General features: G+C 32.7%; 13 protein-coding genes and 3 tRNA genes. 11 read left to right on the top strand and 5 right to left on the bottom strand.

The genetic code is table 11. The features are described 5' to 3' along the window. From A8975_RS04895 to A8975_RS04880, 4 genes are all read left to right on the top strand, one after another. Positions 1 to 642 carry a DUF4159 domain-containing protein gene (locus tag A8975_RS04895; RefSeq protein WP_134198887.1) on the top strand — a complete coding sequence of 214 codons (642 nt, stop codon included), beginning with the start codon at positions 1 to 3 and terminating at the stop codon, positions 640 to 642. 430 nt (positions 643 to 1,072) lie between these two features. Beyond that, entirely contained in the window at positions 1,073 to 1,573 is a 501-nt protein-coding gene (locus tag A8975_RS04890; RefSeq protein WP_134198886.1) for a TrmH family RNA methyltransferase, read from the top strand. Positions 1,574 to 1,594: 21 nt separating this feature from the next. After that, the gene (locus A8975_RS04885; RefSeq protein ID WP_134198885.1) at positions 1,595 to 2,683 is read left to right on the top strand and encodes an AI-2E family transporter; all 1,089 of its coding nucleotides are present in this window, start codon (positions 1,595 to 1,597) and stop codon (positions 2,681 to 2,683) included. A gap of 7 nt (positions 2,684 to 2,690) precedes the next feature. Then, entirely contained in the window at positions 2,691 to 3,872 is a 1,182-nt protein-coding gene (locus A8975_RS04880; protein WP_134198884.1) for a THUMP-like domain-containing protein, read from the top strand. Here the strand turns inward: A8975_RS04880 and A8975_RS04875 are convergent. After that, positions 3,869 to 4,306, bottom strand: a complete 438-nt coding sequence (locus A8975_RS04875; RefSeq protein ID WP_134198883.1) for a hypothetical protein — start codon at positions 4,304 to 4,306, stop codon at positions 3,869 to 3,871. The two genes, A8975_RS04880 and A8975_RS04875, sit on opposite strands and share 4 nt — an antisense overlap. A 268-nt stretch (positions 4,307 to 4,574) precedes the next feature. Between A8975_RS04875 and A8975_RS04870 the strand changes: the two genes are divergently transcribed. From A8975_RS04870 to A8975_RS04855, 4 genes are all read left to right on the top strand, one after another. Then, complete coding sequence (locus tag A8975_RS04870) at positions 4,575 to 5,234, top strand: HAD family hydrolase (RefSeq protein ID WP_134198882.1); 660 nt, start codon at positions 4,575 to 4,577, stop codon at positions 5,232 to 5,234. A gap of 84 nt (positions 5,235 to 5,318) precedes the next feature. Next, a tRNA-Ser gene (locus tag A8975_RS04865) sits at positions 5,319 to 5,402 on the top strand. A gap of 7 nt (positions 5,403 to 5,409) precedes the next feature. Continuing rightward, positions 5,410 to 5,484, top strand: a tRNA-Pro gene (locus A8975_RS04860). A gap of 30 nt (positions 5,485 to 5,514) precedes the next feature. Then, positions 5,515 to 5,588, top strand: a tRNA-Arg gene (locus tag A8975_RS04855). Between the two features lie 33 nt (positions 5,589 to 5,621). On the opposite strand, the gene A8975_RS04850 is transcribed toward A8975_RS04855, so the two are convergent. After that, the gene (locus tag A8975_RS04850) at positions 5,622 to 7,667 is read right to left on the bottom strand and encodes an HD family phosphohydrolase (RefSeq protein WP_134198881.1); all 2,046 of its coding nucleotides are present in this window, start codon (positions 7,665 to 7,667) and stop codon (positions 5,622 to 5,624) included. A 131-nt stretch (positions 7,668 to 7,798) separates the two neighbouring features. Between A8975_RS04850 and A8975_RS04845 the strand changes: the two genes are divergently transcribed. Continuing rightward, complete coding sequence (locus A8975_RS04845; RefSeq protein WP_134198880.1) at positions 7,799 to 8,977, top strand: acetyl-CoA C-acyltransferase; 1,179 nt, start codon at positions 7,799 to 7,801, stop codon at positions 8,975 to 8,977. A 9-nt stretch (positions 8,978 to 8,986) separates the two neighbouring features. Then, entirely contained in the window at positions 8,987 to 9,736 is a 750-nt protein-coding gene (locus A8975_RS04840; protein ID WP_129759974.1) for a C40 family peptidase, read from the top strand. A gap of 48 nt (positions 9,737 to 9,784) precedes the next feature. Here A8975_RS04840 and A8975_RS04835 read toward each other — a convergent pair whose 3' ends face one another. After that, complete coding sequence (locus A8975_RS04835) at positions 9,785 to 11,062, bottom strand: tetratricopeptide repeat protein (RefSeq protein WP_131506602.1); 1,278 nt, start codon at positions 11,060 to 11,062, stop codon at positions 9,785 to 9,787. Between the two features lie 22 nt (positions 11,063 to 11,084). Beyond that, positions 11,085 to 13,640 (bottom strand): DNA gyrase subunit A, encoded by a 2,556-nt coding sequence (gene gyrA / locus A8975_RS04830; RefSeq protein WP_129759972.1) that lies wholly within the window; start codon positions 13,638 to 13,640, stop codon positions 11,085 to 11,087. A gap of 262 nt (positions 13,641 to 13,902) precedes the next feature. Between gyrA and A8975_RS04825 the strand changes: the two genes are divergently transcribed. Beyond that, entirely contained in the window at positions 13,903 to 16,455 is a 2,553-nt protein-coding gene (locus A8975_RS04825; RefSeq protein WP_134198879.1) for an ATP-dependent Clp protease ATP-binding subunit, read from the top strand. A 318-nt stretch (positions 16,456 to 16,773) separates the two neighbouring features. On the opposite strand, the gene A8975_RS04820 is transcribed toward A8975_RS04825, so the two are convergent. Then, positions 16,774 to 20,271: T9SS type A sorting domain-containing protein (locus tag A8975_RS04820; protein ID WP_134198878.1), on the bottom strand; the 3,498-nt coding region annotated here is incomplete at its 5' end.

Here is a 20,271-nt window from a genome sequence, read left to right as displayed (position 1 = left end):
ATGAAGCACCTAATTTTAATCATCGTTTTTCTATACTCTACTTTGGGTTTATCTCAAGAATTAGCTGTTTTAAAATATAAAGGTGGTGGCGATTGGTATAGTAACCCAACAGCATTACCTAATCTTATTAACTTTTGCAATAACAACATTAATACTAGAATAAATCCAAATCCGCAAACTGTTGAAGTCGGTAGCATTGATATTTTTCAATATCCATTACTGCACATGACAGGACATGGAAATGTGTTTTTTAGTGATGAAGATGCCGAAAACCTTAGAAACTATCTTATTTCAGGAGGTTTTTTACATATTGATGATAACTACGGAATGCGACCTTATGTTACTGAAGAACTTAAAAAGGTGTTTCCTAACGCAGAATTGATTGAATTGCCAAAATCACACGATATATTCAATATTGCTTATAAATTTCCTGACGGTTTACCAAAAATTCATGAACACGATGGCAAACGTCCGCAAGCTTTTGGTATTTTTCATGAAAGTAGATTGGTTTTACTGTTTACTTTTGAAAGCGATTTAGGTGATGGTTGGGAAGACCCAGAAGTTCATAACGACCCACCAGAGGTAAGAGAAAAATCTTTAAAAATGGGAGCAAACATTGTAAAGTATGCTTTTGAAAACTAATTTAATTTATGAATGATATTCTGAAAATAATATTTTCAATATTTGATTTTTATTCAGAATATTCTTTAAATAAAGATTCGCATAGTAAATTAACAAAGAAGCAAAAGAAGATTGCTTATTTAGTTGCTACATTATGCATTGTAATACCTATAATTATTATATTTATTATTGAAATTAATTAGTATTTTTGATATTATGCATTTTAATTCGCAAAATCCATTTAATTTTGAAATACCTGAAGAAAAATCTACATCACTAATTTTAAGATTTACTTTTTTTCTATTAGGAATCTTTTTTATCATCCTTCCTCTTTATTCTATAAATAATCATGTTTTTAAAACAAATGAAGTAACCATAATTTTAGATTGTGATCATGATTTTTGTAAAACGGATTCAGGTTGCTTACTAATTTCGTATTAATTTTTATCCATTGCAATTAGATTATTACTCAAGCAACTTTGCAAAACGTACGTTCCCAATAACAATTGTTTGCGATAACATTAACAACGCACCAAATATTGGCAGCTTGTTTAGAACAGCTGATGCTTTTGGAATTGAAAATATTGTGTTTTGTGGTGAAGGCATTACCATTGGCAGAAAAGTCACTAAAACTTCACGCTCAACCGAAAAGTTTGTAAACTACGAGTTTGCAAAAAACACGCTCGAGATAATAACTTCCCTAAAAGCCAAAAGTTACCAAATAATTGCTTTAGAAATTACATCTATTAGTAAACCAATACATAATCATCAATTTGTACAAAATCAACCTATCGCTCTAATCATTGGAGATGAAAATTTTGGTGTTTCAGAGTCACTTTTAGAACAATGTGACCACGCATTGCATATTAATATGTTTGGACAAAACAGCAGTATGAATGTGGTACAAGCCACAACAATTGCTTTATATGAAATCACCAAGCAATTAATGTAGTAGATTTTATATCTTTACTTTATGAATTCAAAAACTATTTCCAACGGAATTTTACGCGCATTAGCTATTGTTTTAGGCATAGCGCTAACATTGTTTTTTTTGTATAAAATTCAAGCCGTAATAGTTTACATTGCTATTGCAGCTGTTATTTCATTAATCGGTAGACCTATAGTTTTATTTTTAAGAAAGAAATTAAAATTCAATAATACTGTAGCTGTTATTACTACAATGGCTATTTTTTTAGGGCTTTTAATTGGGCTCATAGGATTGTTTATTCCTTTAATTACTAAGCAAAGTCATAATTTGTCATTATTAGATATTGATCAGTTACAGAGTAACATTCAAGATTTATACCATCAGGCACTCACCTATTTTGAAATTAATAATATTGATGTTGAAAAGTCTATAAAAGAATCTAATCTTTTAAATAAGATTGATTACGCACTAATTCCTAATTTTTTAAACTCGCTAGCTAGTGGATTAGGTAGTTTTGGAATTGGACTGTTTTCGGTTTTATTCATTTCGTTTTTCTTCTTAAAGGATAGTCGTCTTTTTGAAAACGGAATTATGACCTTTATTCCAGACGATAAGGAAACTAGATGGAGCAATTCTTCAACCAAAATTAAAGACTTGCTTTCGCGTTATTTTGTTGGCCTTATATTTCAAATTTTAATTCTGTTTATAATTTATACTATTGGATTATTAATAATTGGTGTTGAAAACGCTGTAGTTATTGCTTTTTTATGTGCATTACTTAACCTTATCCCTTATGTTGGTCCTTTGGTTGGAGCTGCTTTAATGATTACGCTAACAATGACAAGTAATCTTGGTGCAAGCTTTAGCGAAGTGATTATGCCAAAAACGTTTTGGGTACTTCTAGTTTTTATTATAGGACAACTGATTGATAACTTTGGAAGTCAGCCAATAATTTTCTCAAAAAGTGTAAAATCCCATCCATTGGAAATTTTCTTGGTTATTCTAATTGCTGGAATCCTTTTTGGTGTTGTAGGTCTTATCATTGCAGTACCTGCTTACACTGCTATAAAAGTGATTTTAAAAGAGTTTCTTTCAGAAAATAAAGTCGTAAAAAAACTTACTAAAGACTTGTAGTTTTACTTTGAATAAAAATATTTTAAATACTATAAATCAAGAATTTATAAATGAAAACATAAATTCTAACACTGCCGATTTATTATTAAAAAAGAATCATCATTCTGATGTTGACATAAAACTACTAGTAGAGCAAATAGAAGCAAAAAAACGCTGTAAAACAAAGCTTCCAACATGGTTTAATACCAAAAAAATATACTATCCAAACAAGCTAAATATTGAGCAAACATCTTCTGAAATAACTGCTAAATATAAATCGAGTTTAATAACTGGTGATTCTATCATAGACCTTACAGGAGGTTTTGGAATTGACTGTTATTATTTTTCAAAAAAATTCAAAGAAGTTACTCACTGCGAAATTAACAGTGAGCTTTCTGAACTTGTCTCGCATAACTATAAAAAACTAGGAGTTAATACTATTGAAACGATAACTAATGATGGAGTTTCTCAATTATTAAACAATAATAAAAAATACGACTGGGTTTATATTGATCCTTCAAGAAGACATGACACAAAGGGTAAAGTGTTTTTTTTAAAAGATTGCCTACCTGATGTACCAAAGCACCTTAACACTATTTTCAATCATACTAATAATGTAATGATAAAAACCTCTCCATTATTAGATATATCAGTTGGAATTAGCGAACTGAATTACGTGAAAACCATACATGTTATTGCTGTTAACAACGAGGTTAAAGAGCTACTTTGGATTTTAGAAAAAGGATTTGAAGCAGAAACCACGATTAAAACAGTAAACATTAATAAAACTGCTGAAGAAACATTTGATTTTAAATTAAATGAAGAACAAGCAATAACAACCAACTTTAGTGAGCCACTAACCTATTTATACGAGCCCAATGCAGCAGTATTAAAATCTGGTGGTTTCAAATCTGTTTCAAAACAATTAAATGTTTTAAAGCTTCATCAACATACTCATTTATACACTTTACAAGACTTGGTTGAATTTCCAGGAAGACGCTTTAAAATTGAACGTGTATTACCATATAACAAGCAGCTCCTAAAAAAGGAGCTGCATGAAAAAGCTAATATCAGTACTCGAAACTTTCCTGAAGCGGTTCAGCAAATTCGAAAAAAATTCAAAATTAAAGATGGAGGCGATACTTATGTCTTTTTTACAACAAACCTTCACAATGAAAAAATTGTGATTATTTGTAAAAAAGTATCTTAAAGTGATTCAGGTGTTGCTGTTGTTAGCAAGTTATCTGGTCCAATCTCCATATCAAATTCCATACAAGCGCTCATGTTATAAGCAACTTTCAAGTCGTTTATGTTTGGATCTTCATTGGTAATTGAAAAAATAATATCTCCTTGATCAAAAGTTTTCCATGAAGAACTTTCTCCTGGAGCTAAACTATACTCACTGTCCAATAATGTTCCATCAATTGTAAGTATTTCAAAATCGACAATAACAGTTCCATTGTTTGTTATTCTAGCTGTTGGATTAGAACCACTACATGTAGTAGATTCTGTTACAGTTTGAATCTCTTCTTGAACTATCAATGATTCTGATTGTGAATTGTCTATAGATTCTATAGAACAATTAAAAAATGTAGTACATACTATTGCAAAAGCAATAGCTTTGTTGGTTAAGTTAGGTTTCATTCGATTTGGGGTTTAAATGAAAATATTTGCAGCAAATATATGTTAAAAAAGTTCTCAACTGGTCAAAATATTCGATAAAGTGTTTAATTTATTCGACAAATAACCATTTTTTAAGCATTTGATTACCATTTTTTAACATAAATAAGTAGTTTAGCGTTCTCTTTTTCAATTAATTATAAGTCACAATTAACACAAAAACTTAGATTAAATGAGTTTGATTGATGACTAAAGCTATAATCATCATTATATTCGCACAAAAATTGACAACATGTTAAAAGCTGTATTATTTGATATGGATGGTGTAATTGTAGACACCGAACCTTTACACCATAAAGCTTACCATTCTATGTTTTCAGACTTTGGTTTAAATGTTACCACTGAACACTACGAATCTTTTACAGGACAATCCACAAAAAATGTATGTAAAGCTTTATGTACTCATTTTGGTTTAGATGAAGATCCAGTTGACTTAGAACTTACTAAACGTAAACATTTTAACACCTTATTTGACACTGACAATAGCTTACAATTGTTAGATGGCGTTTATGAGCTTATTAAGGATTATCATGACAATGAGATCACTTTAGTTTTAGCCTCTTCAGCATCTAGAAGCACTATAAACAAGGTATTTGATAAATTTGACCTTGATAAATATTTTAAAGCAAAAATTTGTGGTGCAGAACTAAAAGCTTCAAAACCACATCCTGAAATATTTTTGAGAGCCGCAGAACTTTCTGGTCATGATAAAAAGAACTGTATTGTTATTGAAGATTCGACAAACGGTATTTTAGCAGCAAATGCAGCTGATATTTTTTGTGTTGGATACGATAGCAAACACTCAAAAAATCAGGACTACTCTAAAGCTAATAAAGTGATTAGCAGTTTTAATGAGATAAACTATGAGGTTTCGAAATATTTTTTTGAATAAAAAGTTTAAAAAATAGTTGCGTTCTTTATAATGAAAAGTTACATTTGCATCCGCATTTAAGGAACGTTCTTTTTATAATGCATTGGAGAGGTGCCAGAGTGGTAATGGAGCAGATTGCTAATCTGTCAACGCGTAAGTGTTGCCGGGGTTCGAATCCCCGTCTCTCCGCAATTTTCGGGGTGTAGCGTAGCCCGGTTATCGCGCCGCGTTTGGGACGCGGAGGTCGCAGGTTCGAATCCTGCCACCCCGACTTTATTCAGAATCGATTAGATTCTTGAAGGGTCGCGTAGCTCAGCTGGATAGAGCATCTGCCTTCTAAGCAGACGGTCACAGGTTCGAATCCTGTCGCGATCACAAAAAGCCATATCGATTGATATGGCTTTTTTTTTATTCAGGATATTCTATTCTTAAATGATAAATGTTAGCGAGTTTACTTTTTAGAATTTTTTTGATAGATTGAATTTCCTTGAAAGTAATGTTAGCATTTAAAAACTGACCACTTTCCATTTGCTTACTTATAATGTTTTCAACAAACTTATCTATTTTAGTAGATGTAGGTTCTTTTAAACTCTTTGAAGCAGCTTCAACACTATCGCACATCATAAGTATAGCTGTTTCTTTGCTGAATGGTTTTGGTCCAGGGTATCTAAAATCATCTTTTTCTAAATCTTCATTTAATTCTCTTTCTTTTAAATAAAAATAGTACACCAAGCTTGAACCATGATGTGTTCTAATAAAATCAATAACTCTATCAGGAAGATTATTTTTTTTAGCAATTTCTATTCCATCAATTACATGGTCAATGATAATTTTAGCACTCTCTTTAGGCGATAATTCGTCATGAGGATTAATTCCTGTTGATTGATTTTCTGTAAAGTAAGTAGGATTTTTCATTTTTCCTATATCGTGATATAATGCTCCTACTCTTACCAACATTGCGTTGGCTCCTATCTCGTTTGCACACGCTTCGGCTAGATTTGCAACGTTTAAGGAGTGATGAAACGTTCCTGGTGCTTTATTTGAAAGCTCTTTCAGTAATTTTGTATTTGTATCAGATAATTCCAACAATGATACGTCAGATACTAAACCAAACACTTTTTCATAGATATATATTAACGGTTGCACAAACAAGGTTGCTAAACCGCATAAAATGAATAAACCAAATGTTTCTGGTTGAATATTGGTTATACTTCCTTCATGAATTACAAAAAACGCAAAATATGCTATAATGTATATGAGGGTAATTTGACCAACAGATATGAATAGATTTGCTCTTTTATACAATTCAGAAACTGTAAGTATGGTTACAATTCCTGCAATAATTTGCAAAAACATATATTCATAACTATTAGGGACTATAAAACCTAATAATAAAACTGTTAGTACATGAGCAAATAAACCTAAACGTGCATCAAAAAATGCTTTTAAAACCAGTGGTAAAACACATAACGGAACTACATAAACATATTTAGCATTGTAATTAATTATCAATGTTGTAAGCAATACCATTAAAATAATATTGAAGAAAATAAATGTCACCTTAGTGTTATCTAAAAACACCTTCATTCTATATTTTCTTAAAAACAGTAACAGCATCAATAACGCTAAAGCAACTAGTAAAGCATAGGCAAAAACTACCCAATTATAGTTAGACTCACTCCAAACTTGAGATTCATATTCGGACTCTAAAGATTTTAAAACATCGTATTTTTTACCTTCAACAAGTTCTCCTTTTGATATTAACAGTGTTCCTTTTTCAACACTTCCTCTTGTTGGTGATATTCTATTTAGTTCTTCTTGAAGCGCATTATCAGTTATTGAACTATTTAAAGTTAAATTTGGCTTTACGATATCAAAAAACAAAGACACAAAATTTGTTGTATAACTTGCGTTATTAGAGTTTTGTAAAGCCTTTTCTAATATAGACCTAAATGCATCAGTTTTTGTGAGTTCAGAATAAAAAGTGGTAGCAACTTGTTTTTGATTATTAAGTAAAACTACTTTTTTATTAGAGTCATAATTATATTCTTCATCTAAAACACCAAATGAGTAAATTTGATTTAAAACAGACTCTCCTATTGAGTATAATGAAGTATTTGCCATAGAAATACTGTCGGAAAAAACCTTGTCAAACTCTTCAATATAAGCTTTATAAACATCTTTTTTAGTAGTTTCATTTATATTAAAATAAACAGTACTATTACTTTCAATTGTAGCTTTTTCTTCATTTAATTCTTCTGCAGTTTTTTTAATTGCAAAATTGAAAGGAGCGTATAAATTTTCTGACTGCCAAGGTTTTCCTTTATCAAAATTGTATTTAAACTTTCCACTTTTAGGAAACAAATACACTATTAAAAATGTAGTACTTAAAAATAAAAGCACCTTATAGATAAGTGCGTGATTTCTATACCATTTGTTTATCAATTCCTTCATAAAGCCTTTTTACTATGCTATCAAATGTAATAAAATTTGAAAGTAATATTAGTTTTATAATAGTGTTTTCATTCTTAACTCTACAAAAAAATGATTAATTTTACACCTATAAAAAACAAACGTATATTATAATGAGTAAAGAGGTAGTAATTGTATCTGCAGCAAGAACTCCAATAGGTAGTTTCTTAGGTAGTTTATCTACAATACCAGCTCCAAAACTAGGAGCTGTAGCAATAAAAGGCGCACTAGATAAAATAAATTTAAAACCTAAATTAGTTGATGAAGTTTTAATGGGAAATGTTGTACAGGCAGGAACTGGTCAAGCACCAGCAAGACAAGCCGCAATTTTTGCTGGAATTCCTGATTCTGTTCCATGTACTACCGTAAACAAAGTTTGTGCTTCAGGTATGAAAGCTGTTATGCAAGCTGCTCAATCTATAGCTCTAGGTGATGCTGATATTGTTGTTGCTGGTGGAATGGAGAACATGAGTTTAATACCTCACTATTTACATGCAAGAACTGGTACTAAATTTGGACCTACCTCATTAGTAGATGGTATGCAAAAAGATGGTTTAGTAGATGCATACGACCAAAATGCAATGGGAGTTTGTGCTGATGCATGTGCTACTGAATACGGTTTCTCACGTGAAGACCAAGATGCTTATGCAATTCAATCTTACACACGTTCTGCTGCTGCTTGGGAAGCAGGAAAATTTGATAATGAAGTTGTTCCTGTTGAAGTGCCTCAACGTCGTGGAGATGCAATAGTTATTAGTAAAGATGAAGAATTTACCAATGTGAAAATGGAGAAGATACCTGCATTACGTCCTGCTTTTACAAAGGATGGAACTGTAACAGCTGCTAACGCATCAACCATTAATGATGGTGCTGGAGCAATGGTATTAATGAGTAAAGAAAAAGCTGATGCTTTAGGTTTAAAACCTTTAGCGACTATTAAGGGTTACGCTGATGCTGCACAAGAACCAAAATGGTTTACTACAGCTCCTGCAAAAGCTTTACCAAAAGCTTTAGATAAAGCTGGTATTGCTATTGACGATGTTGACTTTTTTGAATTTAACGAAGCATTTTCGGTTGTTGGTTTAGCTAACATTAAACTTCTTGGGTTGAATGATAGTAATGTAAATGTAAATGGAGGTGCTGTATCTTTAGGTCATCCATTAGGATGCTCTGGTGTTAGAATTATAATTACACTTTTAAACGTATTAGAACAAAACAATGCAAAAATTGGTGCTGCAGCTATATGTAATGGTGGTGGTGGTGCATCGGCAATTGTAGTTGAACGCAACTAAATACATTTAATGCAATACGGAATTTGTAATTTAAGCATTATCCCTCTTAGACTTGAGCCATCAGATAGAAGTGAGTTGGTCTCTCAAGTGTTGTATGGAGAATTCTTTAAAGTTTTAGAACAACGTAAGTTTTGGAGTAGAATTCGTCTAGCTCATGATAAATATGAGGGATGGATTGACAATAAACAATATGTTGAGATTGATAATGAATCTTACTCAACACTAGAAAGTCAAACCCCTATCCTTTCTTCTGATTTAGTTGAATTCGTAGAAGATGATGCTAAAAACCTTTTTACTATTCCTATAGGTTCTTGCTTAAACGGACTATCCATTCTTAATCATTCGCATGACGGAAATGTTATTGATAAAGTAACTCCTAAGGAAAATTTAATTTCAACAGCATTTACATACTTAAACTCTCCTTATTTATGGGGAGGAAAAACACCCTTTGGTATTGATTGTTCTGGATTTACTCAAATGGTTTATAAGCTAAATGGTTATAAACTATTAAGAGACGCTTCTCAACAGGCAACACAAGGTCAAGCTTTGAGCTTCATTGAAGAAAGTGAACCAGGAGATTTAGCTTTTTTTGATAATGATGAAGGCAACATTGTACATGTAGGTATTATTATGGAAAACAACTACATTATCCATGCTCATGGAAAAGTAAGAATAGATAGGTTAGATCATAGTGGTATTTATAATACTGATAGACGCATTCACACACATAAACTAAGAGTTATTAAAAAGATTATATAAAAAAAGCCGCTAATTAATTAGCGGCTTTTTTATGTTTATTATTGATGTTTAGTTTCCACTCTCAAGTTTTTCAACTAAAGCTTTCATTTCTTTAAACTTCACAGTATTATCAATTGCACTGTAAATTTGCATTAATGTTTTAGCAGCATCAATATTTTTTGGTTTAAGCTTTAAAGTAGCCTCTAAATAAGGAACAGCTTCTTTGTAAATGCTTAAACGTGCTTCTTTAAGTTCATCATATCTTTTATTATCAGCAGCAGAACTACCTAAAGAGTTCATCTCTTCAATAATTGATTGCTCCTCACCTAATATTGCTACAGCCATGTTATTATTAGCGTCAACATAACCTGGATTTAATGCTAAAGCTTTAGAGTAATATTTTTTTGCAGCATCTATATCTCCAGCATCAGCAGCGATAACACCTAAATTATATTGTAACTCAGCATTATCAGGATCTTTTAAAGTTGCTTCTTCTATCAGTTTTTTAAATTCTTCCTTGTTTCCCATTTTTAACTGAACGTTTGCTGCAGTTAACAAAAGACTTAAATCATCTGGGTTTTCTTTTCTTGCATCTTTTATTGCAGTAGCAGCTTTTTCATTATCACCATTGTTTACATAAATTAATGCAATGTTTTTAATGATCTCAGCAGATTTTGATTCAGTTTTTTTAACTCCAGGCTTAATATGAGAACCTGCTCTTACAGAAATATCTCTTAACGTAGCTGTGTCAAAAGTTTCTTCTTCATTGGTCTCTTTGTTAACTGCAACATATCTTGTTTCAACACCAGAATACCCTAAATCTCTTAGCTCTTCATAATACTTTAAAGATGTTTCATAATCGTTTGCAGTTACAGCTGTAGATGCAGCGTAATACAAATAAAGCGTGTCTTTTGGAGACATTTTGTATGCTTTTTCAAAACCTTTAGATGAGCTGATATAATCTTTCTTTTCTAAGGCACTGTTAGCTGCACTTAAAAATTTCGATAACATAGATTGCTTGATTTCATCTACATCGCCTGAGTATTTAGATTTTCCAGATTGTTCTTCAATGGTTTTAACCATATCAAAACTCTCAATTGCAGCATCCATATCAGCATCTGAACTATTACCATTAGCATACAATGCTTGACCTTTTATAAAGTAAAATTTAGCCTTGGTCTTATCATCTGCATTTGCTATTAAAGCTTCTGCAGAATTAATAGCCGATTTAGCATCAGCATAATTACCAGATTTAATTGCTTTTTCAGCTGCTTTTATTTCATCCTTTTGTGCATATGTAAAAGAACCTAGTAAAAGTGCTAAAGCAACTACTATTTGTTTTTTCATTTTTAGTTAATGTTTAGTGTTATTAATTGTTTTCGTCTTGTGAATTATCAAGAGTTGTGCCATCTTCAGTTTGAGCTTCTGAATTCTCAACTTCAGAGTCAATTTCTTCTTCGTTTTCATCTTTCATTACTTTGGCAACAGCAGCGATAGAGTCATTTCCTTTTAAGTTAATTAACCTAACGCCTTGAGTTGCTCTACCCATAGTTCTTAAGTTAGAAACACTTAACCTAATTGCTATTCCTGACTTGTTGATAATCATTAAGTCATCATCATCAGTAACTGTTTTAATAGCTACTAAATGACCTGTTTTTTCAGTAATAGAAATTGTTTTAACTCCTTTACCTCCTCTATTGGTGATTCGGTAAACTGCTTCTCCATCTTCAGGATCATCAATGTAAGTACGTTTTCCGTAACCGTTTTCAGAAACAACTAGAACTGTTTCTTCCATAGGGTTTTCAATAGCAACCATACCTATTACTTCATCTTTATCATTAGCTAAAGTAATACCTCTAACTCCAGATGCATTTCTACCCATTGGTCTTGTTTTAGCTTCTTCAAAACGAATTGCTTTACCAGACTTTAAGGCTAGCATAACTTGACTGTTTCCTGTAGTTAATTTTGCTTCTAGCAATTCATCATCCTCTTTAATAGTAATGGCATTGATACCATTAGTACGAGGTCTAGAATATTGCTCTAAAGCTGTCTTTTTAACCTGACCATTTTTAGTCGCCATTATTACATAGTGACTATTGATGTAATCTTCATCTTTTAAATCTTGAGTACAAATGAAAGCCATTACTTTATCATCTTGCTCAATATTTATTAGGTTTTGAATTGCTCTACCTTTAGATGTTTTACTACCTTCTGGAATTTCGTAAACGCGCATCCAGAAACATTTTCCTTTTTGGGTAAAGAACAACATGTATTGGTGGTTAGTACCAACAAAAAGGTGTTCTAAGAAATCTTCATTACGAGTGGTTGAAGCTTTTTGACCAACTCCTCCTCTATTTTGAGTTTTGTATTCAGTAAGCGATGTACGCTTAATGTAACCAGCATGAGAAATAGTTATTACTACTTGCTCATCAGGAATCATATCTTCGATACTTAAATCTCCTCCTGCATATTCAATTATTGAACGACGCTCATCACCATACTTTTCTTTAACAACAAGAAGCTCTTCTTTAATGATATCCATACGACGCTCTTTTTTGTCAAGAATATCTTTTAAATCTTCAATGGTTTTCATCAATTCATCATACTCAGAGCGTAACTTGTCTTGCTCCAGTCCTGTTAATTGACGTAAACGCATTTCTACGATTGCTTTAGCTTGTATTTCAGAAAGCTTAAAGCGTTCAATTAACTTTTCACGAGCTTCATCAGCATTTGAAGATGCACGAATTAATGCAATAACTTCATCAATATTATCAGAAGCTATAATTAATCCTTCTAAGATATGAGCACGCTCTTCTGCCTTACGCAATTCATAAGTAGTACGACGTACAACTACATCGTGTCTGTGCTCCACAAAATGATGGATTAACTCTTTTAAGTTTAATAATTGCGGTCTACCATTTACTAGTGCAATATTGTTTACACTGAAAGAAGATTGTAACGCAGTGTATTTATAAAGCTTATTTAAAACAATGTTAGGAATAGCATCACGCTTAAGTACATAAACGATACGCATACCATTTCTGTCGGACTCATCACGAATGGTTGAAATACCATCAAGCTTTTTATCATTTACAAGATCAGCAGTTTTTTTTATCATATCTGCTTTATTCACTTGATAAGGAATTTCAGATACAATGATACATTCTCTACCTTGAACTTCTTCAATATTGGCTTTACCACGCATTACGATACGCCCACGACCAGTTTTAAAAGCTTCACGAACACCATCATAACCATATATAGTTCCCCCTGTAGGGAAATCTGGTGCTTTAATATGAGTAATTAGTTCATCAATTTCTATATCATTGTTATCTATATAAGCTACAGTACCATCTACAACTTCACTTAAGTTATGTGGAGGCATGTTTGTAGCCATACCAACTGCAATACCAGATGCTCCATTAACTAAAAGTCCTGGTATTCTTGTTGGAAGAACCGTTGGTTCTTGTAGAGTATCATCAAAATTTAATTTATGATCTACAGTTTCTTTGTCAATATCTGCCAACATGTCCTCAGATATTTTACGCATACGCGCTTCAGTATAACGCATTGCTGCAGGACTATCTCCATCTATAGAACCAAAGTTTCCTTGACCATCAACAAGCATATAACGCAAACTCCATTCTTGAGCCATACGTACCATAGTGTCATAAACAGAGGTATCACCATGAGGATGGTACTTACCTAAAACTTCACCAACTATTCTTGCCGATTTTTTATGTGCGGTATTAGATCTAACACCTAGTTCATGCATTCCATATAAAACACGTCTGTGTACAGGCTTTAAACCATCTCTTACATCAGGTAATGCACGTGACACAATGACTGACATTGAATAATCAATGTAAGCCGACTTCATTTCATCTTCAATATTAATTGGAATGAGTTTTTCTCCTTCTGCCATATATAAAAATTATTAGAATTTTGTAGGTTTTCAAATCGTGCTAATATAAGTATTTTGATAGTGTTTGAGCCACCTTTAAGCACCTTTTTTGACATTTTTTATTAACAATATTACCTACTATTTTAGTTAATAAGTATGCTGTTAAATGTTTTGAACTTTTGAAGTTTTTTCACTCTATTAGCTACTATAAAAACATTTAAGGTATAGTTTTTGACATTATCTATTTGTTTTTATTATTTTTAATGCAGAAAGGATTTTAAACATGGATGATAATTTTTCCCCAAGAGTCAAAGATGTAATTGCTTACAGTAAAGAAGAAGCATTACGCCTTGGCCATGATTTTATAGGTACCGAACATTTAATGTTGGGGCTACTTCGTGATGGTAATGGAAAAGCGATAGATATACTTGGAGCTTTAGAAATTGATTTAAATCATCTAAGGCGCAAGGTAGAAATATTAAGCCCTGCAAATTCAAATATATCATCTGCTTCAAACGAAAAGAAAAACCTACATTTAACTAGGCAAGCTGAACGTGCCTTAAAGACTACTTTTTTAGAAGCTAAACTATTTCAAAGTACATCAATTAATACTGCACATTTATTATTGTGCATTTTAAGAAACGAAAATGACCCTACTACTAAGCTTTTAAATAAGCTTAAAGTAGATTATGATAACGTAAAAGAACAATTTAAATTTATGATTACAAACGATGATGATTTTATAGAATCGCCAAAAGCTGAGTCTTTTTCAGACGATGATATTAACGACGAGGATGATTCTAAACAAAACCCTTTTGGACAATCTTCATCAAAAACAACAAAAAAATCTAAAACACCTGTTTTAGATAATTTTGGAAGAGACCTTACTGAACTTGCTGAAGATGGTAAACTCGACCCAGTTGTTGGAAGAGAAAAAGAAATACAACGTGTATCTCAAATATTAAGCAGACGTAAAAAGAACAACCCGCTTTTAATAGGAGAACCAGGAGTTGGTAAATCTGCAATTGCTGAAGGGTTAGCTTTACGTATTGTAAAACGTAAAGTGTCTCGCATACTTTTTAACAAACGTGTTGTAACGCTTGACTTAGCTAGCTTAGTTGCTGGCACAAAATACCGTGGGCAATTTGAAGAGCGTATGAAAGCTGTGATGAATGAGTTAGAAAAAAACGACGACATCATACTTTTTATTGACGAGATTCATACCATAGTTGGAGCTGGAGGAGCTACTGGTAGCTTAGATGCTTCAAATATGTTTAAACCCGCTTTAGCAAGAGGTGAAATTCAATGTATTGGTGCTACAACACTAGATGAGTATAGACAATACATCGAGAAAGATGGTGCTTTAGAGCGTCGTTTTCAAAAAGTAATTGTTGAGCCTACTAGCGTTGAAGAAACTATTGAAATTTTAAACAATATTAAAGAAAAATACGAAGACCATCATAATGTTGATTATACACCAGAAGCCATTGAAGCTTGTGTGAAATTAACGAATAGGTATATGACTGAACGCTTCCTTCCAGATAAAGCTATAGATGCTTTAGATGAAGCTGGCTCTAGAGTTCATATTACCAATATTGATGTACCTAAGCAAATTCTTGAATTAGAAAAGAAGCTTGAAGAAGTTAAGGCTACTAAAAATTCTGTGGTTAAAAAGCAGAAATATGAAGAAGCTGCAAAACTTAGAGATGACGAGAAGCGTTTAGAAAAAGACCTTGCCATAGCACAAGAAAAATGGGAAGAAGAAACCAAACAGCATAGAGAAATTGTAACTGAAGATAACGTTGCAGATGTAATATCTATGATGACTGGAATTCCTGTTAATAGAATTGCTCAAACTGAAAGTAACAAATTAGCTAAACTGCCTGAACTTATAAAAGGTAAAGTTATTGGTCAGGATGAGGCTGTTTCAAAAGTTGTTAAAGCTATTCAGCGTAATCGTGCTGGACTTAAAGATCCCAACAAGCCTATTGGGTCGTTTATATTTTTAGGTCAAACAGGTGTGGGAAAAACGCAGTTAGCTAAAGTATTGGCTAGAGAGTTATTTGATAGCGAAGAAGCACTTGTAAGAATTGACATGAGTGAGTACATGGAAAAATTCGCTATTTCTAGATTAATTGGAGCACCTCCTGGTTATGTTGGATACGAAGAAGGTGGACAACTAACTGAAAAAGTAAGACGCAAACCTTATGCTGTAGTGCTTCTTGATGAAATTGAAAAAGCGCATCCAGATGTATTTAATATGTTGCTACAAGTATTGGATGATGGTTACTTAACCGATAGTCTTGGAAGAAAAATCGATTTTAGAAATACCATTATTATAATGACTTCTAACATTGGTGCTCGTAAACTTAAAGACTTTGGTCAAGGTGTAGGTTTTGGTACATCAGCTAAGGAATCTCAAGCTAAAGATAACTCTAGAAGTATTATAGAAAATGCACTTAAAAAAGCTTTTGCTCCTGAATTCTTAAATAGGATTGATGATGTAATGGTATTTAATGTTCTTGAAAAAGAAGATATAGATAAGATTATTGATATTGAACTAGTAAAACTAATAGCTAGAATTAAAGATCTTGGTTATGATCTTAAATTAAGTAATAAAGCTAAAGACTATATTGCTGAAAAAGGTTTTGATAAAGATTATGGTGCAAGACCATTAAAGCGTGCCATTCAAAAATACATTGAAGATGCATTAGCTGAAGAAATTATCAATTCTCAATTACATGAAGGCGACACAATTTTAATGGATTTAGACTCTAAAACAAATGAACTAACCATAACTATTGAAAAGTCAGAACAACACTCAGAAGAATCTTAATTCTTTAATATATAAAACTAAAAGCTCATTTATTATAATGAGCTTTTTTTATGTCTTATAGTGAAACTATCTTAAAGCAATAAACCTTAAACATAACCTACCTAAATGAAATTATGGTTTAGGTTTGTGTACAAACATCTATTAGTACATACTTTAAATAATCATTAATACACTATTGCTTTGAAAGGGCATTTAAATAAAGTGTAACTACCAATACAGCTACCCTACAGTTTAATATATTGAATATACACAAATAAAAAAGGCAGCTATTTCTAGCTGCCTTTTTCTATCAACATTTATTTGGCTATTGCCTAATAATTAGTGTCTCTTAACTGATGAAGATACAATCTTCTTAGTTACTGAACCTTGACTAGTTGTTAACTTAACATAGAACATTTGGTTAGACGTTCTAGATAAATCAAATCTAGTATTTCCTTTTGAACCAGCAACGTATCTGTTATTAGTATCACTTAAGATTAGTAATCCTTTAGTGTCAAATAACTCAATAGTTACATTAGTTTCAAAGTCAAATGTGTATGAAATATTAACTTCTTTGTCAAATGGTACTGGATAAGCTGTAAAGTCTAGAGCTTCACTTACCCTTTCCTCTGATACTTCACCTGCATAGATTTGTGCACCATTAGATGTAGTAGAGTAAGTTGTCTCATTACTTTGTCTGTTTTCAGCTTCTGTACCTTCAACCCAAGTATAGGTTACTGAACATTCTCCTTCATTTCCACATGAATCCGTTTGAGTGAAAGTTCTAGTTAATGTATACTCTGTATAGTCAAGATAGTAGTAACCGCAATCAACATAAATTCCGTCACATACACTACCATCAATATCCCAGTCTGATGGATTACATGAAGGAGCAGTATCTTCAGTAACATTATACCAAACTAGACCTAAAAGATAACCATTATCATATTCATATACTTCCCATCTATTAGTTGAATGATTGTAGTATAAATCATAAGTATATTGTGGATAATCTTCTCTATAACCATCAGCATATATTGCGTAACCATCTTCAGCATATCCAGTTCTTTCGAAATGAACAAGCGCAAACAGTGAACCATTTTGTATACATGAGATATCAAAATTAGTAGACTCTCCATAGTACTCTTCAGATGATAATTCATCAGTATATGTAGTAGTTACTCCATCTTCATCCATGTTATCAGTATAGTTAGCTGTTGTAGCTACACCATAAGGAACACCATTATTATCTAAATCTGGATTTTCACCAAAGTTAGCATCGTCTGGACACTCAATAACAGGAGCTTCTTCATCACAACCTACTTCAATTGTCCATGTGTAAGTTACACTACACTCATCTTCGTTACCACAATCATCTGCAGCAGTAAATGTACGAGTAAATGTGTAAGTTACAGAACTTGAATATACTGGGCACTCTAAAGTAAATGCTTTGTTATGTCCAGTGTTAGATGTAAATGTCCAAGCTGCCGCATCACATCCGTCAAATGCATCAGCATCTGCACTTCCTGCTGGCTGAATATCATTTCCTCCAAAGTCTTGAAGAATGTCATACTCACCACTATTTGGATTGTACACTACTAAAATAGTTCCATAGTTAGGTAACACATCTCCACTTGGACTTGTAATAATACCTGTATAATGTGGATATCCATTAGAAGTTCCTGTAGGAGCATTACCTAAATTTAATAAGTAACCTTCTTCAAAAGTGAAGATATACTCACCTTCTACTGAAGAACTATTAACTGTTTCAGTTATTTCACTATCAGTATAATCATGAGTTGCGCCATCAGCTATACAGTTATCTGTATAGAATGCTTTATCAGCAAACCCTGTTGGAGTTTCAGTTACTACACCAAAATCAACATCTTCAGGACACTCTAATACTGGAGCAGTAACATCATTCACTGTAATAACATGAGTAGTTACAGAAACATTTCCACATCCATCATCATATGTCCATGTACGAGTGATTGTTTCAGGACAAGTTTGCCCATCACTAGTTTCACTAAACACACCTTCTATTTCACCTTGACAAGCATCGATAGCTTTTAAGTCAATAGCTTCTGGTACATCATCTGTACACTCATAAGTAAATTCTTCATCTGCAGGTGCTTCAGGAGCTTCATCATCAATTACTTTGTAAGTACAAGTAAATGGCTCAGAAATTTTTCCACAAGCATCCTCAGCTTCAAATGAAATTGATAACATATTGATACAATTGTCATCTGTAGAAGTTTTACCGATAACACGTATAATGATATCTCCAAGATCAGTACAGTTATCACTTACACAGCTTCCAATAGGTAGTATTTCAACACCACCAACAGTCCATGATGTGAATGCATCTATTTCATCTCCAACGTTAAGAGATATTCCAGCTTCAGCAGGACAATCAGCTCCATTAGATGTAAATATTTCGAAACTTTCTAATTGACATTCTAAGTCAAATACTGGAGGTGACTGATCACCACCTTGATAGTTAACTTTGATGATATCAGACTCATTTCCGCATTCATCCATAGCTATGTACTCAAATACTCTAATCCACTCACAGTCTGTCCCGTAAACTTTTTCTATTTTGTTTACAGTGATTACCTCTGAACAGTTATCAGAATATAACGCAGCGATATCTTCCTCAGAAGGCTCTCCTAAATCAGAATCTATACATAAGTCTAATGAATTTTGACCCATTGGAACATCTCCTTCAAGTACTGGTGGTGTAGTATCACCTCCTTGGTAGTAAATTACAATGTTCTCAGCTTTATTTCCACAAGCATCTTCTACTGTGTAAGTATAAGTTGCAGTCCAGTAGCAATTATCTCCAGTAATAACTGGTTCTAATTCAGTTACGATAACTTCACTACAGTTTTCAGTATATAACTCAGCTAAGTTGCTTGATTTTGGTGCTTCTGGAATTTCATCAAAACATAATTCCATTCCTGTTTCACCAGTTGGTAACGTTCCTGTTAACTCAGGAGCAGTTTTGTCTCCTCCGTTATAGTAAACTTTAACTGGAGCTGCAAAATTACCACAATCATCTTGAACTTCGTATCTGAACATAACTGCCCAATCACAATCATCACCAAGACTTACAACTGTTTTAGTAACATTTACATTACCACAATTGTCTTCAAATAATGCAGCAATCTCTTCTTCAGTTGGTTCAGTTGGGTGATCAGCATAACATGCATCAATATTAGAAATACCTTCAGGTAATTCACCTACTAATACTGGAGCTGTTTCATCGATAACTGTTACAGTACGATTAGCTGTAATCGTTCTTCCACATTCATCAGTGAATGACCAATTAACTTCAAACATTCCACAGCTTCCATCAAAAGGCTCTGCAACACCTTGAACTTCACCACTAATTTCACAAGAAACAGTACCTCCATTTGAGTATGCTAAATAAGCTGGCTCATATGTTGCTAAATCTTCACAAGCAATAGTTATGTCATCTACTTGATCAAACTCAGCTACTGGAGCTGGTAATACAGTTACTGTTTTGCTAGTTGTGATTTCACGCTCACAATCATCTTTATAGAACCATGTTACTGTTAATGTTCCTCCACATTCATTGTATTCACCAGAGATTTCTCCTAAAACTTCACCTTCAATTAAACAAGCTTCTGTTCCAGCGTCATTAGTGTAAGATAAATATGTAGCTTCGTATACATTAGCTTCTTCACATGTAATCTCTTCATCTTCTACTGGTGCAAACTCTGCTGCTGGTGCTGGTAATACAGTTACTGTTTTGGTAGCTGTAATCTCTCTTTGACAATCATCCATAAATGTCCAAGTTACCATTAACTCTCC

It is taken from the genome of Meridianimaribacter flavus (assembly GCF_004366715.1).
GTDB lineage: Bacteria > Bacteroidota > Bacteroidia > Flavobacteriales > Flavobacteriaceae > Gaetbulibacter_B > Gaetbulibacter_B jejuensis.
Note: the sequence above shows the minus strand (reverse complement) of the source record. Positions and strands in the feature narration are given on the sequence as shown.

Bases quoted from the DNA above. Each gene is read 5' to 3' on its own strand.
- A8975_RS04840 (WP_129759974.1), top strand. From the start codon at position 8,987: ATGCAATACGGAATTTGTAATTTAAGCATTATCCCTCTTAGACTTGAG.
- A8975_RS04835 (WP_131506602.1), bottom strand. From the start codon at position 11,062: ATGAAAAAACAAATAGTAGTTGCTTTAGCACTTTTACTAGGTTCTTTT.
- A8975_RS04895 (WP_134198887.1), top strand. From the start codon at position 1: ATGAAGCACCTAATTTTAATCATCGTTTTTCTATACTCTACTTTGGGT.
- A8975_RS04870 (WP_134198882.1), top strand. From the start codon at position 4,575: ATGTTAAAAGCTGTATTATTTGATATGGATGGTGTAATTGTAGACACC.
- A8975_RS04825 (WP_134198879.1), top strand. From the start codon at position 13,903: ATGGATGATAATTTTTCCCCAAGAGTCAAAGATGTAATTGCTTACAGT.
- A8975_RS04875 (WP_134198883.1), bottom strand. From the start codon at position 4,306: ATGAAACCTAACTTAACCAACAAAGCTATTGCTTTTGCAATAGTATGT.
- A8975_RS04850 (WP_134198881.1), bottom strand. From the start codon at position 7,667: ATGAAGGAATTGATAAACAAATGGTATAGAAATCACGCACTTATCTAT.
- gyrA (WP_129759972.1), bottom strand. From the start codon at position 13,640: ATGGCAGAAGGAGAAAAACTCATTCCAATTAATATTGAAGATGAAATG.
- A8975_RS04885 (WP_134198885.1), top strand. From the start codon at position 1,595: ATGAATTCAAAAACTATTTCCAACGGAATTTTACGCGCATTAGCTATT.
- A8975_RS04845 (WP_134198880.1), top strand. From the start codon at position 7,799: ATGAGTAAAGAGGTAGTAATTGTATCTGCAGCAAGAACTCCAATAGGT.